18 protein-coding genes are annotated in these 16,356 nt (G+C 52.2%); 8 read left to right on the top strand and 10 right to left on the bottom strand.

Annotated features, from left to right (window positions below; genetic code table 11):
* Positions 1–37 precede the first annotated feature (37 nt).
* Complete coding sequence (locus BW941_RS13820) at positions 38–1,861, bottom strand: HAMP domain-containing protein (protein ID WP_076517028.1); 1,824 nt, start codon at positions 1,859–1,861, stop codon at positions 38–40.
* Between the two features lie 255 nt (positions 1,862–2,116).
* Between BW941_RS13820 and BW941_RS13825 the strand changes: the two genes are divergently transcribed.
* A complete protein-coding gene (locus tag BW941_RS13825) occupies positions 2,117–2,758 on the top strand; it encodes an OmpW/AlkL family protein (RefSeq protein WP_139325856.1) in 642 nt (213 codons plus the stop codon).
* Positions 2,759–2,822: 64 nt separating this feature from the next.
* Here BW941_RS13825 and cls read toward each other — a convergent pair whose 3' ends face one another.
* From cls to murI, 3 genes are all read right to left on the bottom strand, one after another.
* Positions 2,823–4,220 (bottom strand): cardiolipin synthase, encoded by a 1,398-nt coding sequence (cls, locus tag BW941_RS13830; RefSeq protein ID WP_076517031.1) that lies wholly within the window; start codon positions 4,218–4,220, stop codon positions 2,823–2,825.
* An 87-nt stretch (positions 4,221–4,307) separates the two neighbouring features.
* Entirely contained in the window at positions 4,308–4,859 is a 552-nt protein-coding gene (folE, locus tag BW941_RS13835; RefSeq protein ID WP_068436502.1) for a GTP cyclohydrolase I FolE, read from the bottom strand.
* A gap of 83 nt (positions 4,860–4,942) precedes the next feature.
* Positions 4,943–5,830: a glutamate racemase gene (gene murI / locus BW941_RS13840; RefSeq protein ID WP_076517034.1), complete on the bottom strand. Its 888-nt coding sequence runs from the start codon at positions 5,828–5,830 to the stop codon at positions 4,943–4,945.
* A gap of 116 nt (positions 5,831–5,946) precedes the next feature.
* Between murI and BW941_RS13845 the strand changes: the two genes are divergently transcribed.
* Positions 5,947–6,945, top strand: a complete 999-nt coding sequence (locus BW941_RS13845; RefSeq protein ID WP_175607914.1) for a DUF484 family protein — start codon at positions 5,947–5,949, stop codon at positions 6,943–6,945.
* Positions 6,946–6,948: 3 nt separating this feature from the next.
* On the opposite strand, the gene BW941_RS13850 is transcribed toward BW941_RS13845, so the two are convergent.
* From BW941_RS13850 to BW941_RS13865, 4 genes are all read right to left on the bottom strand, one after another.
* On the bottom strand, positions 6,949–7,524 hold the full coding sequence (locus BW941_RS13850) for a YceI family protein (RefSeq protein WP_076517039.1): 576 nt from the start codon (positions 7,522–7,524) through the stop codon (positions 6,949–6,951).
* Between the two features lie 105 nt (positions 7,525–7,629).
* Positions 7,630–8,112, bottom strand: coding sequence for a DUF2489 domain-containing protein (locus BW941_RS13855; protein ID WP_076517042.1), 483 nt, complete (start codon positions 8,110–8,112; stop codon positions 7,630–7,632).
* A 110-nt stretch (positions 8,113–8,222) separates the two neighbouring features.
* A complete protein-coding gene (locus BW941_RS13860) occupies positions 8,223–9,944 on the bottom strand; it encodes a SulP family inorganic anion transporter (RefSeq protein WP_076517046.1) in 1,722 nt (573 codons plus the stop codon).
* Positions 9,931–10,269, bottom strand: a complete 339-nt coding sequence (locus BW941_RS13865; RefSeq protein ID WP_076517049.1) for an ArsR/SmtB family transcription factor — start codon at positions 10,267–10,269, stop codon at positions 9,931–9,933. The genes BW941_RS13860 and BW941_RS13865 overlap by 14 nt, the downstream gene beginning before the upstream one ends.
* A gap of 102 nt (positions 10,270–10,371) precedes the next feature.
* Between BW941_RS13865 and BW941_RS13870 the strand changes: the two genes are divergently transcribed.
* Together BW941_RS13870 and BW941_RS13875 are read left to right on the top strand one after the other, a co-directional pair.
* Positions 10,372–11,238 (top strand): MBL fold metallo-hydrolase, encoded by an 867-nt coding sequence (locus BW941_RS13870; protein WP_076517051.1) that lies wholly within the window; start codon positions 10,372–10,374, stop codon positions 11,236–11,238.
* Positions 11,239–11,328: 90 nt separating this feature from the next.
* Positions 11,329–11,769, top strand: a complete 441-nt coding sequence (locus BW941_RS13875) for a DUF695 domain-containing protein (RefSeq protein WP_076517053.1) — start codon at positions 11,329–11,331, stop codon at positions 11,767–11,769.
* A 28-nt stretch (positions 11,770–11,797) separates the two neighbouring features.
* On the opposite strand, the gene ylqF is transcribed toward BW941_RS13875, so the two are convergent.
* On the bottom strand, positions 11,798–12,733 hold the full coding sequence (gene ylqF / locus BW941_RS13880) for a ribosome biogenesis GTPase YlqF (RefSeq protein ID WP_076517055.1): 936 nt from the start codon (positions 12,731–12,733) through the stop codon (positions 11,798–11,800).
* 137 nt (positions 12,734–12,870) lie between these two features.
* Between ylqF and BW941_RS13885 the strand changes: the two genes are divergently transcribed.
* Complete coding sequence (locus BW941_RS13885) at positions 12,871–13,062, top strand: hypothetical protein (RefSeq protein WP_068439496.1); 192 nt, start codon at positions 12,871–12,873, stop codon at positions 13,060–13,062.
* A 109-nt stretch (positions 13,063–13,171) separates the two neighbouring features.
* Here the strand turns inward: BW941_RS13885 and BW941_RS13890 are convergent, their stop codons facing one another.
* Complete coding sequence (locus BW941_RS13890; RefSeq protein ID WP_076517057.1) at positions 13,172–13,789, bottom strand: prolipoprotein diacylglyceryl transferase; 618 nt, start codon at positions 13,787–13,789, stop codon at positions 13,172–13,174.
* Between the two features lie 117 nt (positions 13,790–13,906).
* Here BW941_RS13890 and BW941_RS13895 point away from each other — a divergent pair, with 117 nt between their 5' ends.
* The 3 genes from BW941_RS13895 to BW941_RS13905 all read left to right on the top strand — a co-directional run bounded on the left by BW941_RS13895 (position 13,907) and on the right by BW941_RS13905 (position 16,329).
* Complete coding sequence (locus BW941_RS13895; protein ID WP_076517059.1) at positions 13,907–14,224, top strand: BolA family protein; 318 nt, start codon at positions 13,907–13,909, stop codon at positions 14,222–14,224.
* The gene (locus BW941_RS13900) at positions 14,217–14,873 is read left to right on the top strand and encodes an START domain-containing protein (protein ID WP_076517061.1); all 657 of its coding nucleotides are present in this window, start codon (positions 14,217–14,219) and stop codon (positions 14,871–14,873) included. Before BW941_RS13895 ends, BW941_RS13900 begins: the two co-directional genes overlap by 8 nt.
* 85 nt (positions 14,874–14,958) lie before the next feature.
* A complete protein-coding gene (locus tag BW941_RS13905) occupies positions 14,959–16,329 on the top strand; it encodes a substrate-binding domain-containing protein (RefSeq protein WP_084188988.1) in 1,371 nt (456 codons plus the stop codon).
* Positions 16,330–16,356 lie beyond the last annotated feature (27 nt).

Below are 16,356 nucleotides of genomic sequence, written 5' to 3' on the forward strand. Positions count from 1 at the left end.
AAACGGCCAGCAAATGCTGGCCGTTTTATTGTCCTAATCAGGCTTCGACTTCGCTTTCATCATCGTCATGCACTGACTCGTCAGAGTAATCATAGAGCGCGATCGAAAGATCAATATCGAGCGTATTCTCATCGCTTAACTGGCGGTTTAGATCGCCATGGAAGCGGGTTGTGGTGATATATTCAGCCAAACCAAAGTGCGGATGAGGCGTTACTTCGTCGGTTCCTTCCGGGAGTACCAGTGAGAAGTGAACCTGTGCCGTAGCGCCTTTTACTTCCGCACTGGATTTGAGAAGGGTTGCACGTTCCAACATTGGCTCTCGTTCGAGAATCAGGCTGATCAGGAATGACAGCAGTCCGGCCGGTTCTGATATCACTAAAGAGAATGGCATCTGATTCACGGTTCGAACTGACTTAAGAATCTCCGATTCGTGTAACAGGTCGTCGAAGAGCTTTGGCAGATCAACAGCGCCCTGGCCCTCGTTAGTGCAATGGCGCAGATACTCGCGCATGACCGGCATTCTGCCCGGGAGGTCTGCACCTTCCGGGTAGTGCTCTTCCATTTCTGCAAGCAGCCACTTCTTGAACTCATTCGTTGACTGCTGATTCATCTGAGCATTTTTCTGCTCGAGGCGGGTCTCGAGGCGTCTTACTGTTTCGCGGGCCTTCTGTTGCTCTGTGTACAGCTGCTCCGTGCGCTCAGTGACTTTATTCTCAAGCGATGCCGCCAATTCATGAGCACGCCGGGTCGCAGACTGCTCGCGGGTTTTATCCAGCATGCAGATCAGAACTTCACGAGGGCGCGATTCACTGAACTGGAGCGTTTGCATCGTGATATCGAAATAGCACTTCTCATTGCGGAAGTTGGCAATGGTAAATTCGCCATGCAGTCGCGATATGCGGCCAAGCAGTAACTGGTTGATCTTTTCCCGCTGCTCCGGGCCTTTGAGCCCCCGAACCATGTCACGGATATGTTCCATTGCACTGGGCATGGACTCCAACTCCTGGCGCGTGGTCGCCAGGTGCCGTGCAAAGTGATTGTTGCACTGCAAATGATCAGATTCTGGTAGGTATCTCGCAAAGCCCAGAGACGCGTTGTCAATTGCGACTGTCAGCTGCTCTTTGGTTTCGACCAGCTGCTCTCGGGCCTGCTCCCGTTCCTGGGCGTCACTGCGAAGGGTTTCGCGCATGCGGTTAATTGCGTTGGCGACCATGTCGAGCTCATCTGATCGCTTATGTTGATCGTTGAACTGAAGTGGGTCATCCAAATTATTCAGGCTGAAGGTGTGTGCCCACTGGGCCATCACATCTAACCGGCGGGTAATCAGCAGGCGTACCATCACAAGAATGAAAATAGACACGGAGAAAGTTTTGATGAACTGGGTGCCAATGATGGTGACCGCTTTATGTTTGAGGTCGTCGTACAGCCCGGTGTAGTTCACGTTCAGGTAAAGGTTACCGAGTTCGTATTCCTGAGAGGCGCTCTGGTGCGTCAGCGGAAACGAGTAGTGAAGGTCCGCGGCGGCATAAATATCTCCCGCGCTCTGTACCAGCTTCTCACGACTTTCGATGTAGACGTAAACCACACCTGGGAAGTTGAGGATACCGGAGAGCTGAGATTCGATCTGGCGGTTGTCAAAGTTCCAGAGGCTGTAGCTGATACTTTCCTGGTAACTGGCGTGGATCTGATCGAGGTTGCTGCGGTATTGGCTGACACCGCGGCGATAGTCGGAATAAAGTACAAAGCCTGACGCAAGAACGCTGACAATAAAACTGAAAGCCAGTAGATAAGAAAGCAGACGCACACCAACGTGGCTTTTCTGAACAAATTCCTGATCTGTTGTTTTCTGCGGGCTACTCAAGTCCTGTGTCCTGCAATAAGGGGGTTAAACTCGTCTTGTAACTATAGGCCAGAAATCAAATTTTGACGACCCGAGATCAACAGGGGCATATTCTCTGGCTTGTTTCGCACATTCTTCGCCGAAAATTGACATAGATCGTGCTTCGCGACTGTGAACCGTTCGTTGTTGTTTTGTTTTTGATTTGTATCAAATGACGTCATTGTCATTTACGTACTCTGGCTGTGTTTTCTATTGCACAGATATAAGGAGTGCGCGATGAAACTGATGAAAACCCTGATCGCTGGTGCTGTATCAATGGCTTTCCTTCCTGCCGTTCCCGCATTTGCATACGAAGCTGGGGATATTATCGTTAAAGCTGGCGTAATCAATGTTATTCCGAAAGATGGCAACGCCGATACCAGTGCTCTGGTGCCAGATTCAGAGTTGGATATCGATAGCAATATTCAACTCGGGCTGACCGGTGTTTATATGGTCAATCAGTATCTCGGTGTGGAATTGCTTGCTGCTACACCTTTTGAACACACTGCCGAAGGTGATGGTGGGGCGATTGATGGTGCTGACGTTCTCACCACAAAACACCTGCCACCAACCCTGTCTGCGCAATACTATCCGATGGGAGCTGATTCTGCGATTCAGCCATATGTCGGGCTGGGCGTGAACTACACCTTCTTTTTTGACGAAGAAGACGATGCAGGTCTTGGCTCCAACGGACTGAAACCAAGCTTTGGCTTAGCCTACAGCGCCGGTGTTGATTATATGATCAATGATAACTGGTTGGTCAATGCGTCTGTCTGGAAAGTAGATATCGATACTGAGGTAAAAGGTGGCGCTGCGGATGGTCTTGAAGTTGAGATTGATCCTATCGCCTTTATGGTCGCCTGCGGTTATAAGTTCTGATTATCCAGTGCGTCCAGAGCACAAAAAAACCGGGCTATTGCCCGGTTTTTTTTGGATATCGGTTTTAGAGTACAGGGGCGATCAAACGAAGCAAACGCGCAAGAAGCTGCTTCCACCAGCGCTGATCGACGTGGGTGGGGCGACAATGGTCGAGGTCATCAAGCATCATCGCCTCGATTTCAGCAGCGAACTCTTTGTCTTTAATCAGAGCGCCAATTTCGAAGTTGATGCGCAGCGAGCGGTTATCCAGATTGGCGCTGCTGACGCACGACCACTCATCGTCTACCAATAGAACTTTCTGATGCAGGAATCCGGGCGTATAAGTGTAAAACTGCACCTGAGCTTTCTGCAGAGAAGCAACGTAGCTGCGGTTCGCCTGAGCTACCATCCAGTTATCAGAGATACCCGGAAGAATAATCCTGACATCAACTCCACGCAGGCCAGCCAGTTGAAGCGCAGCATAGACGTTCTGGTCCGGAACGAAATAAGGGCTGACGATCCAGCAGCGCTCTGTGGCGGTGTTAATCATGTGGGTAAAAAAGAGGCTGCCGCTGTCGTAATAATCGGCAGGACTTGGGTTGATGCACATCACTTTGCGCTTACCCATGATTTGCGGCTGCTCCCAGCGCAATTCAGGCGTGACGCCTGTAGCCCACATCCAGTCTTCGCTGAACGATAGCTGAAATGCCAGCGATACCGGGCCAGACACGCGCATGTGTGTATCTCGCCAATGACCTATTTCCGGATCTTTACCCAGATATTCAACACCCACATTGTGACCGCCGACAAAGGTTGTGTGATCATCGATAATCACCAGCTTACGGTGGTTACGGAAATTGATGTTGGTGCGGTTGCGCAGTTTGAGTGGGTTAAAGCGTGATACTTCTATGCCAGCATCTGTCATCTGCCTGATGAAATTCTTATCCAGACCACCAGAGCCGATTTCATCATAAAGCAGGTAGATCCTGACGCCTTCAGCGGCTTTCTGGCACAGTACATCAGCAAAGCACTGTCCCAGAGCATCGTCGCGGAAAGTATAAAACTGCACGCAGACGGTATGCCGCGCTGTTCTTACTGTATTGAGGATGGCATTGAAGGTGTCGTGTCCGTTAATCAGTAACTGAGTGTCATTGCCATCCAGCATCGGGACGCGAAAAAGTCTCTGTAGTGGCAGGGTGGTCGTGTCAGGCGACAGCACAGCATCTGTCAGAGTTTTACGGATCTGCCGCTGACGCTTAGCCAGGTGCGTGTCTTTTTTACGTCGCGCCCTGCGATAGCCCCGGAAACGGCGGCTGCCAAAAAACAGATATACCGGCAGGGCAACCAGTGGCATTAAAACCAGGGCGAGAACCCACGCTGCGGTTCCCTGCGCGGTCCGGCCTTGCCACAAAGCGTCAGCGGCGGCTGCTATGCCGCCGATGTATAAGAGGATGGGCCACACCCACCAGGCAAAAGCTTCCATAATCTTCCTGAGACGACTTTAAGTCATGTAAAAAGGCGTCGGGCGCCTTTCGATATCAGACGGGTCAGCAGGTGAGGTGGCTTGTAATCAGAGGCCGACGAGTCTCATGAATTCTTCACGGGTCGCCTGATTAGCGCGAAAGTCACCCTTCATCACCGAGGTGCGCATCATTGAGTTCTGTTTCTGTACGCCACGCATCATCATGCACATATGCTTGGCTTCAACGATAACACCTACACCACGACAGCCCGTGACTTCTTCTACGGCTTCCGCGATCTGTTTCGTCATGTTCTCCTGAATCTGAAGTCGACGTCCGAACATGTCAACAATTCGCGCGAACTTGGAGAGGCCGAGTACTTTACCGTTTGGCAGGTAACCAATATGGCATCGGCCGATAAATGGCAACATGTGGTGCTCACACAGTGAGTAAAACTCGATGCCCTCAACTACAACCATTTCGTCGTTATCGCTGCTGAATACGGCACCGTTGACTACTTCATCGATTTTGGTCTCGTAACCACTGGTCAGGAACTGCATCGCTTTCGCAGCTCGTTTGGGTGTATCCAGAAGGCCTTCACGTGAGACATCTTCGCCTAATTCAGTTAATACATCACTGTAAAGTGACTCTAGTTTCGACATTTTGGTTCCGTCGCTTGTTCAGATTTGAAGTAATAGTACTTAATTCGATGAAACTTATACAGGATTTTGTGCTTGTATAAGTTTTATTGTGTTATCGGCCAGTCGAATGGCATCCGTTTTACGTGCTCGCCAAGCTCAGAAAGGTAGCCAGCGACGCCATCAGGTTCCTGTCTGCCGGTCCAGTGCAAACATGTATGGCTCTCGGTTTCTCCAGGCAGACCGCTTCCCGGCGAACCCCTGGATTCTGAGATATTTACTGACCTTGTTGAGACGGCAGCACGGAGTATTTTATCGGTCTGGCGAGCAATTGCTTCACCTGAGTCAATCCAGTGATGATCCGGCCAGAGATGTTCTAACTCTTCGCGCAGCAGTGGGTAGTGCGTACAGCCAAGTACAATGGCTTTCATGTCCGGGTATGTCTCCAGCCAGGGGCCAAGGTGGGCCTCAAGTTCTGAACTGACATCCTCCCCAGAGATCGCACGCTCCGCGTAACTGACCAGCAGCGGACTACCAAAACGGTGAACTTCGAAGCCATCAGCGAAGTCTGATATTAGGTTGTCGGTGTACGGGCGCTTCACCGTCGCGGGAGTCGCCAGAAGACCGAATGAAGTATCAGCCGAACTCGCGCAATGCCCGGCGGCGACCCTCACCGCGGGCACAACGCCCACAACTGGGATGTCGAGTACTTCACGGAGTAATGGCAGGGCTAACGTACTGGCAGTGTTGCAAGCGAGAACAAGTACCGCAGGATCGAAACGCTCGACTGCTGCCTTGCATAATTCAGGGATCCGGCGTTCAAGGAGGCTATCACTCTGATTACCGTACGGAAAACAGGCTGTGTCCATCAGGTAATGAAAGCGCGTTACCGGGAGTTTCTTGCGGACCTCACGAAGTATCGACAGACCACCGGCGCCAGAGTCAAAAATCAGGATGCTGTTGTCTCGGGAAGCATGAGGCGTGGAGGTAACCACTGAAGAGAAGTCCGCAGGTTAGTCAGTATTGCCGGCATTCTATCAAAGAAATTTCGCTCATGCCGGGCAAAAATCAGGACAGCGTCTACACTGAGTGGAACGGGAGAGGACAAACCTTGGAACTAGCGGAATTACTCGAAAACGCCCGCCGCAATGAAGCGCTGCTGAAGCGTCTACAGGCGTTTGAACTGCAACTGCTGTCAGCCCAGAACTGGCAGGATTTTCTGACCTTACTTCTTGAAGCCTTGCCTTCTCAGTTTGATCTGGACGCCGTCAGCTTGCGCATCTGTGACCCAGATGGAGAACTTAAGGCGTCGATGCTTCAGTCTCTCGACATCGACCAGGGTGCACTGCTTAATCAGATCGAATTCAAAGTCAGCCTACCCATCAGCAAAGCCGATGTAATCGAAACACCGCCGCCATGGCGCTCGGGTTTGCGCTTACCCCTTATGCGAAGCGGCGAATACATCGGCCAGCTTTGTATGTTCTCTTCTCGAGAAGATCGTTTTACCGCCGGTATGGCGACAGATTTTATGCAGCACCTGGCAGCTGTGATCGCCGCATGCCTGGTGATGGTGCGGCAGTCTGAGGCACAGGCGCTGATGGCACTGACTGATCCACTCACTGGCGCTGAAAATCGTCGGGGGTTTGATCGTGTTTATCGACGTGAATGGGCCAGAGGCCAGCGGCAGCATCATGTATTTGCGATGGTGCTGATGGATATCGATCACTTCAAAAAGGTCAACGATATTCACGGTCACGGCACAGGTGATCGCGTGCTGAAGACGTTATGCCGGACATTGAAATCGACCATACGACCCACCGATCACATCGGACGCCTCGGCGGAGAGGAATTCGCATTGATTCTGCCTGGTTGCCAGCCAGATCAATTAATGGCGGTGGTTTCCCGGGTTCAGGAGTCGATTCGTGAAATGTCGGTATTGAATGACTCGGGCAAGCGTGTGCCCGTGACGGCGTCGGGGGCTTTTATTGCTGTGACGCCACGTCCGCATCAGGATCTATCAGTCGAGCAGGTACTCGATCATCTGGATAAGTATCTGTACAAAGCAAAAGCGGCCGGCCGGGATAGGTTCCTGCCGGCGGCATCTGCCTGAGCGTTACTCAGGAGCTTCGGTAAACAGGAGAGTAAAGGTCACGGGCACAGTCGTTGAAATTCGATCCAGACCTGCGACTTCGCGCAGCGCTTCAACACCTTTTGCCAGTTTAAAGTCGCCAGCATTCACTAATACTGGGGATTGAGTGGTAACAATCACGTGACCGTCGGCAGCCGCAGTAGCGAGCACATCCGCTTCAATGTCTTTCTTCTCGCCGTGCAATTCGAGTGTCAGCGGTAATACAGACGTTGCGGTTTCACCGTTCTTAAGCGCCAGCATCATTGTGTCTGGCAGGTCCGTAGAAACGGTTGCGGTGGCATAGTCCGACACATTGAATAGCATCGATTGCATGCGTTCGTTGCGGATGCCAATGCCGGTTTCAACGCTGCTCAGGTCGATAGAAATTTCGGCATTACCTTTGTCACTGACTGAGCCCGAAAGCTGGGTAAACTCATGAACTTCGGTGATATTAGTGTTTTTCGTGCTCAGAAATTTCACTGAAGAATCCGGACTCAGTGTCCATTCAGCATAACTTAGTGGGGCGGCAAGAATTAGCAGGGTAGAAGTCAGCAGTTTCATGATTGGTTCTCGTTAACGTTTAGTCCGACTTTGACACGAAAGTTCCTGAAGGTTCAAGACGTATTGTGTGGTCCAAGGCGTCTGGAAAGGATCAATGAACATGGATTACTGAATAAGAGTCACCTGAGGAAATGAGTACCTGCTTAACCACTTCAGGTCTCGTTCGATGCTCAGGCGGTTGTCATGCTCAAGTGTCAGGCGCTCTTTATCTATCTTGAATTGCTGTTTGGGTGTCAGCGCTTTGTATTCATCAAGGATCGGCATCGCACGTGTAGCATTGTGGTGGGCGCGAACACTGGCAAGCTCATCCATATCCCAGACATCCGGGTCCAGGCCCTTTAATAAGTATTCCAGACGAAGCACGCCCTCGGTGATATCGCACTGCTGCTGCAGGACAGAGCGACTGACGAAACGGATATCTGAAATCAGCTCTTCCTGATGCTTACGAAGCTGCATAGCGGCTTCTGCTTCCTCACGTTCCTGTTCTTCCTCCATCGCCTGCACTTTGCGGGTCAGGCTCCAGGCGTACCAGGCGAGTGGAATTATTACGAGAACGGCAAGCAGAATAAGAAGGCTGGAAAATGACATGAATACCTCGGGTCAGATACGGCAGTCGTCTAATGATACCTTCTGCCATCGGTCGGCTGAACCCTGACTTACGCTTTCAGACGTCAGATCTCTTTCTTGTCGTGCTAACGTCAGATGATGTAGTTGTCATTACTCTTCTCCGGTATTGAATGGCCGAGTGCTGACATGGCATCACTGATAGTGAAGAAAACCTGCCCGGGCCTAATTTTTTCAGCCAGGTGAGTTTTACTCAGTTGATCCATAACAGGCCCTTTAAATTCTGCCAGATGCAGAACAACCGATCGCTCCTTCAAGCGACTGTTGAGAAGCTCGAGTGCTTCAAGGCCGCAGTAGTCAATGTGGTTGATCGCGGTGCCAACCAAAACAACGTGGCGGATATCAGGCCGGCGCGCGACTCGCTCCAGGACGTAGTCAATCAGGTAGTCGCTATTAGCAAAATACAGGTTTTCGTCGACGCGAATCAAAGTGACGCCGGGGATAGTCTCAACAGAATGTCGCAAAACATTTCGGAATTGCTGTGTACGGGGCAGACGACCAATCTCTGCAATATGGGGCTGACTGGTGCGGCGCAGATAAATCACGAGGGAAACAGCGACCCCTGCAATAATCCCGCTTTCTGCATCGACGACAATGACAAGTGCAAACGTAGTTAACCAGACGATGCCGTCACTACGTTGAAAATTCCACGCATTCAGCCCATCGCGCCAGCGAAAAAGAGGCCAGGTAGCGACAACGATTAAGGCGCCCAATGCCGCGTGGGGCAAGTGTTGAAACCAGCTGCCGGCAATGAGACAAACAAGGGTCATAAAAACAAAGGTGAAGATGGCTGCCCACTGACTTAATGCGCCCGCTGACTGCATCACCATACTGCGACCAAAGCCTCCTGCCACAGGCATCGCATGACTGATGGCTGCCGCGACGTTGGCAGTTCCCAGTGCCAGCAATTCTTGATTGGGCCTGATGCGGTTGGTTTGCTCCCGAGCCATAGTGTTTGAGATGGAGAGGCTTTCAAGAAAAATGATCAGGGCAAGTACACCTGATGGGATCACTAAGGCTTGCCAGTCGAGATCCGTGATTGCGGGCAAGGACAGCGCTGGAAAACCGGATGGAACGGCGCCAACGGTCGCCAGCGGTGGGTTGAGAACCAGCACCAGCAGCGTGCCAGTGGTAACCAGCACCAGTGGTCCGGCTCGGTTTGCCAGAGTGCGCAGAGCATCGGGTAACGCAAAGCGTGCCGTAACCGCAGGAATGAACTTTTGCCAGAAGGTGAGCAGGGCTACACCTGCCAGTGCCGTGATAAGAGGCCAGAGCGCGATTTCCCGCCAATGCTCAACAGTGAAGGCAGCAGGGCTCCAGCCAGACCCGCCTCTGGGCATATCAAGCCCTGTAAAATACTTAAGCTGACTGAGGATGATCACAATGGCTGCGGCGCTGGTGAATCCGGAAATCACCGAATGGCTGATAAATGAAGTCCAGGAACCCAGACCGATGGCAAAGAAGATAAATAGCCAGGCGCCGGTCATGCCCGCAAGCAAGGTGGCATAAGCGTGATAGTCAGAGGCATCAGGGCTGACTATGCCGTGGAGCGAGCTGAGCGTCATAAGTGAAATAATGGCAACCGGGCCGACCGCAAGTGTCGGACTGGAGCCCAGAACGGCGTATGCCAGTAACGGCAACAGGGAAGAAAACAATCCAGCCTCGGGTGGTAGCCCGGCCAGAAAGGCGTACGCCAGCGCTTGTGGAACCAGCATAACCGCGACGACCAGACCGGCGATAAAGTCCGGCAGCAGGCCCTGGCGGGGGAGCGGATAAAGCGTATTACGGATCTTCACTGCTCACGGGTCCGTACAGTTGGTTGAGAAGGGCAATAACGTCTGCAGCGCGCTGATCTCCTAGTCGATAAAACATGGACTGAGCCTCTCTGCGACAGGTGACGAGCTGCTCGTTGCGAAGCCAGGCGAGGTGCTGCGAAATGGCAGACTGGCTGAGAGGCAGCATACTGCACAATGCTGACACGGAAACTTCTCCGTTTCGCAGCGCGCAGAGAATACTGAGCCGGTGTTCGTTTGCCATGGCTTTGAGAAGGCGCACAGCTGCCGCTCGATTGTCACCGTGCCTGGTGCTGTTGCCGGAGCTAAAACGGTTGGCGGGTTGCATGGAGGTTGACCTCGTACGCGACTGGATATTTATCCTTCATTGCTGGATGAGAATATTCTAATATAATAATTCCATCAAGGTCAGTCTCAGAGCGGGGAATATATGAGTCATACTATTCAGAGTTACATCCATGAAGACACATCGACCTTCACGCACCTGCTGGTAGATTCCGGTTCGCGCACCTGTGCAATTATAGACCCTGTGCTGGGCTACGACCCGAAATCGGGCAAAACAGATACCGCCTTTATCGATCACATCCTGAGCGATATTGAGTGTCGTGACCTGGATCTTCAATTGATTCTGGAAACTCATGCGCATGCAGATCACCTGACATCGGCCGCCTACATACGCGAAAAAACCGGGGCGAGTATTGTTATTGGACAGAAGATCAAAGGTATTCAGAAGACCTTTGCCTCGATTTTCAACGAAGGTGCTACTTTCAGACCCGATGGTTCTCAGTTTGATATTCTTCTCGGTGATGGGGCTGAGTTGATGCTGGGTGATACCCGCATTAAGAGTATGGCGACACCCGGCCACACACCTGCATGCGCGAGTTACCTGATTGATGATACCGACGTATTTGTCGGTGATACTTTATTTATGCCTGATGTCGGTACGGCACGTTGCGACTTTCCTGGCGGTGATGCAGGAACCCTCTACGATTCAATCCGCAAGTTGCTATCTCTTGGCGACGATGTGTTATTGCATATGTGTCACGACTATCCTCCTGAGTCACGGACTGAGTTACGTAGCGCTGTGACTGTTGGTGAACAACGCCGGGATAATATTCATGTCAGCGATGATCACAGCCGCGACGATTTCATCAGCATGCGTACTAAGCGCGACAGGGGGCTGGCGATGCCGCGTCTGATTTTCCCGTCTTTACAGGTAAATATCCGCGCCGGTGACTTTCCAGCCCCGGAAAATAACGGAGTCATCTACCTGAAAGTGCCGCTCAATCAGTTCTGACGTTGTTTTTGCGTCGCTGGAATTGGCATTTTATGCGGCTTCCGTTAGTCTGAGGTGAACAGCAGACGCTAACGCAATAAGGAAAACTTCATGCTGGTGAACAACCGTTGGGTTCGTGCAGGCGGTAGCCTGAAGGAAAAGCCAATCAGTATTCAGTTCCGTGAGGACTGGCAGCTGGCAAAAGACTCGGGCCTGTATGGCTTATGCGTCCAGATCGCCTGGAACGCGGAAAGCCGTGACGAAAGCAGTGGTTTCCCTGCCACGGAAGAGCAGGCACGTATCGTGGCCTTCACAGAACAATTGCAGGCGCGCCTTGAACCCGAAGAAGACTCTGTTGTTGCCATGATGATCACTCACGATGGGATCAATCAGTGGATCATCTACACCCGCGATCTCGAGCAGCTTAAAAAAGGCCTGGATGCAATCCCGACCGATAATGGCTTGTATCCGATCGAAGTCGTTGCCGACGAGGACCCTGATTGGGAAACCTTCATTCAGGTTCATGGGCGCATCACCAGCGAAGAAGCCTGAACCGAACATCAGATCGGCACGACAGAGATTATTCGCTGTGGTGCCGCTTTCCGCGTGACTCCTCTTTGGCTGCAGCTTCTCTGGCAGCCGCTGCTTCCTCTTTCTGGCGCTCAATTTCTTCTGATTCGACCTGAATCATCGCCGGCGTTTCCATACTGATACGTCCGATTTTACCGGCGCGTAACTCGTGCAATACGATCTCTGACGCTTTGTGCAGGTCGACGACACCGCCCGCGCGCAGGCAGCCGCGCTTGGCCGCAATCGTATTCAGCAATTGCTCGGCATTTTCTGGGGTTTCTTTCAGCTTAAAGCGCGCCGTCAGTTCTTTTTCATAGGCGCTACGCAGGTAATCCAGAGCGAACATGGCAACGTCGGTGTACTCAATCGCGGTATCTTTCACTGCGCCACTGGCAGCCAGACGGTAGCCGCTTAACTCGTTCTCGAATCTGGGCCAGAGAATTCCGGGCGTATCTGACAGGATGATGCCGTTTTTCAGATCAATCATCTGATTTGCTTTGGTGACAGCGGGTTCATTCCCAGTCCGGGCGATGTAGCGCCCGGCCAGAGCATTGATCAGGGTCGATTTACCCACATTAGGAATCCCCATAATCATCACCCGCACTGCGCGGTTTTTATCCAGCTGCGCCTGACCGACCTTCTTCGCCAGCGCAATCAGCTGCTTAACTTGCTTCCGGTCTTCGGCAACCATGGGCAGAGCCTGTGTCTGGGCCTGCTCTGAGAAATGACTGACCCAGGCGGCTGTCGTGGAAGGATCTGCGAGATCCGCTTTATTCAGCACCTTGATCGTTGGCTTGTCGCCACGCAATTCGTTGACGAGAGGGTTGGTGCTGGAGAAGGGCAGACGAGCGTCCAGAACTTCGATGACCAGATCGATGTCTGGCATCGCCTCGCTAATTTTTTTGCGGGCTTTGTTCATGTGCCCGGGGAACCAGTTAATGGCCATTGTGCGCTATCCCGATTGACGTTCGCTCAAGAAAGCGACACATTGTAATGCATGGCAGTGCAAGAGTAACCTTCCTCTGATTGTCATAATCAGGTGATAAAAAGCATTGCTAAGGATGATGGGATTGGAGACAACCTATGGATCTTTTGCCTGTAGACATTATTGATACTGCGCGCAAGCAGGGCAGACACGCGTCAGCAACCGTTTCTGGACGTCGGCGTGAAGGGTTTTTACTTGGAAATCGCTTTGTCTTTTCGGATCAGAGTGAAGTGCTCTGGATGCAAGCGGGCCCGGGTGAATTCCGGGAATTGAAGATCTGGCGTAAATAGCCAGCCTGGCTCGGTAAGAGTTGAGGTAACAGTCGGCAGATTCTGCCGTGAATTCCAGGCCGCCCAGTAAAGATGGGCGGCACAGTGTCTTTCGCGCTTATAGATCCGCTTATTCAGCGTTGGCGGTTTGTTGTTCCTCGTCGTACTCGTTTGCTGCTTCTGTCTGAGTTTCCAGTGCGGCAGGGGCCTTTTCGATCGCGCTGGTTTCAGGGTAGTGGGTCGATTCTTCATTACTGCTGTCTTCAGCAGTAGCTTCAGGTGCTGTTGCCGGCTCTTCAGCCTGTGGCTTCGGTGTTTCCTGTTTGTTTGCCATAGAGGCTTCTTTCTCTGCCTGCTTGGCTGCCTTCTCGCGTTGCTTTTCTATTTTTGCGATCTGGCGATCCTGCTGTGTCCAATATCCGGTACGGAACTCGACATCACGCACACCGTTTTCTTCGGCGATGCTGTCTGCGATTGACTTGGCGGCATCGTCGGCATCGCGAGCCATCAGCTTACGTTCAGACGCATCAATACAGGAGAACAGATCCAGCAATGCGCTTGAGAGTACTTCCTGGGCTACATCATCACGACCTTTGCGGAACCGACGTGCGATCATGCTCAGCATGGCAAGGTCGTTCGCATCGAGGCGCAGCTTCAGCTCTGCCAGAGAGAGTTCTTTCTCGCGTTGCTCACGCTCTTCTTCGTAATATTTTCCAATCAGGGCGTGGGTCTGTGTGGTCTCGGTCATGGTTGAAGGCGTCCGTAAAGTAATTCGCAAAACGCGTACTTTAGCGATAACCCCTCTTGGTGTGCAACTGCGGGATAGTCGTTTATGATAGGCCTAATCTAAGTAGTCAGGTGATGTATGAGTCAGGAGCGCACAGCACAGCTAATCGAACAGAAATTATCGATGCTCGAACCTAAGTTTTTGCGGATAGACAACGAAAGTCATATGCACTCCGGCCCGGCCACAGATTCCCATTTTAAGGTGACTCTGGTGTCCTCAGCCTTTGATGGCGTGCGTACAGTGGCTCGTCATCAGAAGGTCTACGGCATTCTCAGCGATGAATTGGCTGGGCCCGTTCACGCACTCTCCCTTCATCTCCATACTCCAGAAGAATGGCAGACAGATTCAACCATTCCCGATTCTCCCGCGTGCATGGGGGGCAGTAAGCATGATTGATAGATTGATCGGGTTTGCGCTGGCTACTACGGCATTGGTGTTCACATCGGTGGCTGCTGCCGGTGATTGGGAAGAAGTGGCGTATGATAAAGACGAAGATATCCGCGTATATACCCGCTACGTCGAAGGCTCCGATATGAAAGCGTTTAAAGGCGTCACAACGCTTGAAAGTACAGTAACGGCGCCGGTTGCTCTGCTACAGGATGTTAAACGCGCTCATGAGTGGGTGTTTAATTGCAAGGCAATGGACCTGATTGAAGAGATAGCACCAAATAACGCTACCTACTACACAGTGACGTCTATGCCTTGGCCTGTGAAAAACCGAGATAACATCAGCGAGTCACTGGTGACACAGGACGCCAGCTCTGGCGTTGTCACAGTGACCATTCAGGCTCGCAATGACATTTTCCCGTCGAACGATGACCATGTCCGGATTCGTGAGCTGGATGCGACCTGGACGCTCGAACCGCAGGCGGAAGGTTTGTTAAAGGTGACGTACGAAGCACATGCCGATCCTGGTGGTGGCTTACCGTCCTGGTTGGTGAATAGCTTTGTCGTTGAAGCACCTCTGAATACTTTGCGTGATTTCCGCGAGCTGGTGGTTGATGAAAAATACCAGTCGGCCTCACGGGAATATATAACGCACTGATTTAAAAAGGCTTTTTTAGCTTTGTAATATTGCTGTCATAAAAGTCAGGTACTCTCCGCCGCTGGTGAATAGAGTAGTACCTACTATGCGCATTTTCGTAATTGTCACAGCACTGTTGTTATCTTTCGCGGGCCTGCCGTCTCTGGCACAGCAGCCGGAGTCGCTTTTCAGCGATATTTCCTCTGGGCGTTATCAGCATCTTTTCCGTATTGATGGCTCCAACACCATTGGTGCAGAGCTTGGTCCTGCTTTAGCTGAAGCCTGGCTGACCAGTCACGGTGCCAGCCAGTTATCCCGCGTTCCTATGGCGGAGAATGAGACCCGTATTACAGGCTACCTCGATAGTGTTGGTTCTCATGTGATTATCGATATCGCCGCCCACGGTTCAGGCACCGGGTTTAAAGCCCTGTCTAAGGGGCTGACCGACATTGCCGCCGCGTCTCGTCCGGTAAAAGCCAGCGAAGCGGCGATGATACCAACGGCGGACCTGACCAGTGTTGAAAGTGAACATATTGTTGGCATCGATGGTCTGGCCATCATCGTTGATCCCTCAAACCCGATTAATGCGTTGAGCGTGGACGCTCTCCGCAATATTTTCTCAGGTCAGGTCGCTAACTGGAAAGAGGTGGGTGGTCCGGACATGCCAGTCAGTATCTTCGCACGTGATGACAAGTCGGGTACCTGGGATAGCTTCCGTCATATGGTATTAGGTAAGACTCCACTGGCTGAGACTGCTGAGCGCTTTGAATCGAATAACGACCTTTCTGATCGGGTTAGCGGCGTTCGCGGCGCGATCGGATTTGTCGGCCTCCCTGCGGTGCGTCAATCGAAGCTGCTGTCGGTATCGGTGGGAGATGTAGCAGCGCTGGCGCCAGATCGCCTGACGGTTGCGACTGAGGATTATGCCTTGTCCCGTCGTTTATACATGTACACCGCGGGTACATCAGATAACCCCTACGTACGAGACTTCCTGCGTTTTGTTGCGACCGAGGGGCAGGAGCAGGTGGCTGCGACAGGCTTTATTTCACAGGACGTTTCTGCTGTTCGCCCAGAGAATACTGCCAGCTTGCCTTCAGAAATACGTCAGCGGGTTGAAGGCGCCTATCGCCTGAGTGTTAATTTCCGCTTCAAGGACGGTTCCGCCCGGCTAGATAACAAAGCCCAGCGTGACGTGGAGCGTCTTGTGAAGTATCTGAGTAACAACCCGGATGCTGATGTCATGCTGTTCGGTTACGCGTCTGAAAGCGACGACCTGAATCGTGCTCACCTGTTGTCCAAGCATCGGGCCATGGCGGTCAGTCGGGCATTGAAGCAGGAGGCGCTCTATCCGGATGAGATTGATGGATTTGGTGCGGAGGCACCACTGGCGCGCATAGAAGGAAACGATGGCCGTCAGAAGAACAGCAGGGTGGAAGTCTGGATTCGCCCGCCGCACTCAATCGCCGAAGCGCTGTAACGCGCTTCGCGATTGGCCGGACGTCGC

This window comes from Thalassolituus maritimus (genome assembly GCF_900156675.1).
Classification (GTDB): Bacteria; Pseudomonadota; Gammaproteobacteria; order Pseudomonadales; family Oceanobacteraceae; genus Thalassolituus; species Thalassolituus maritimus.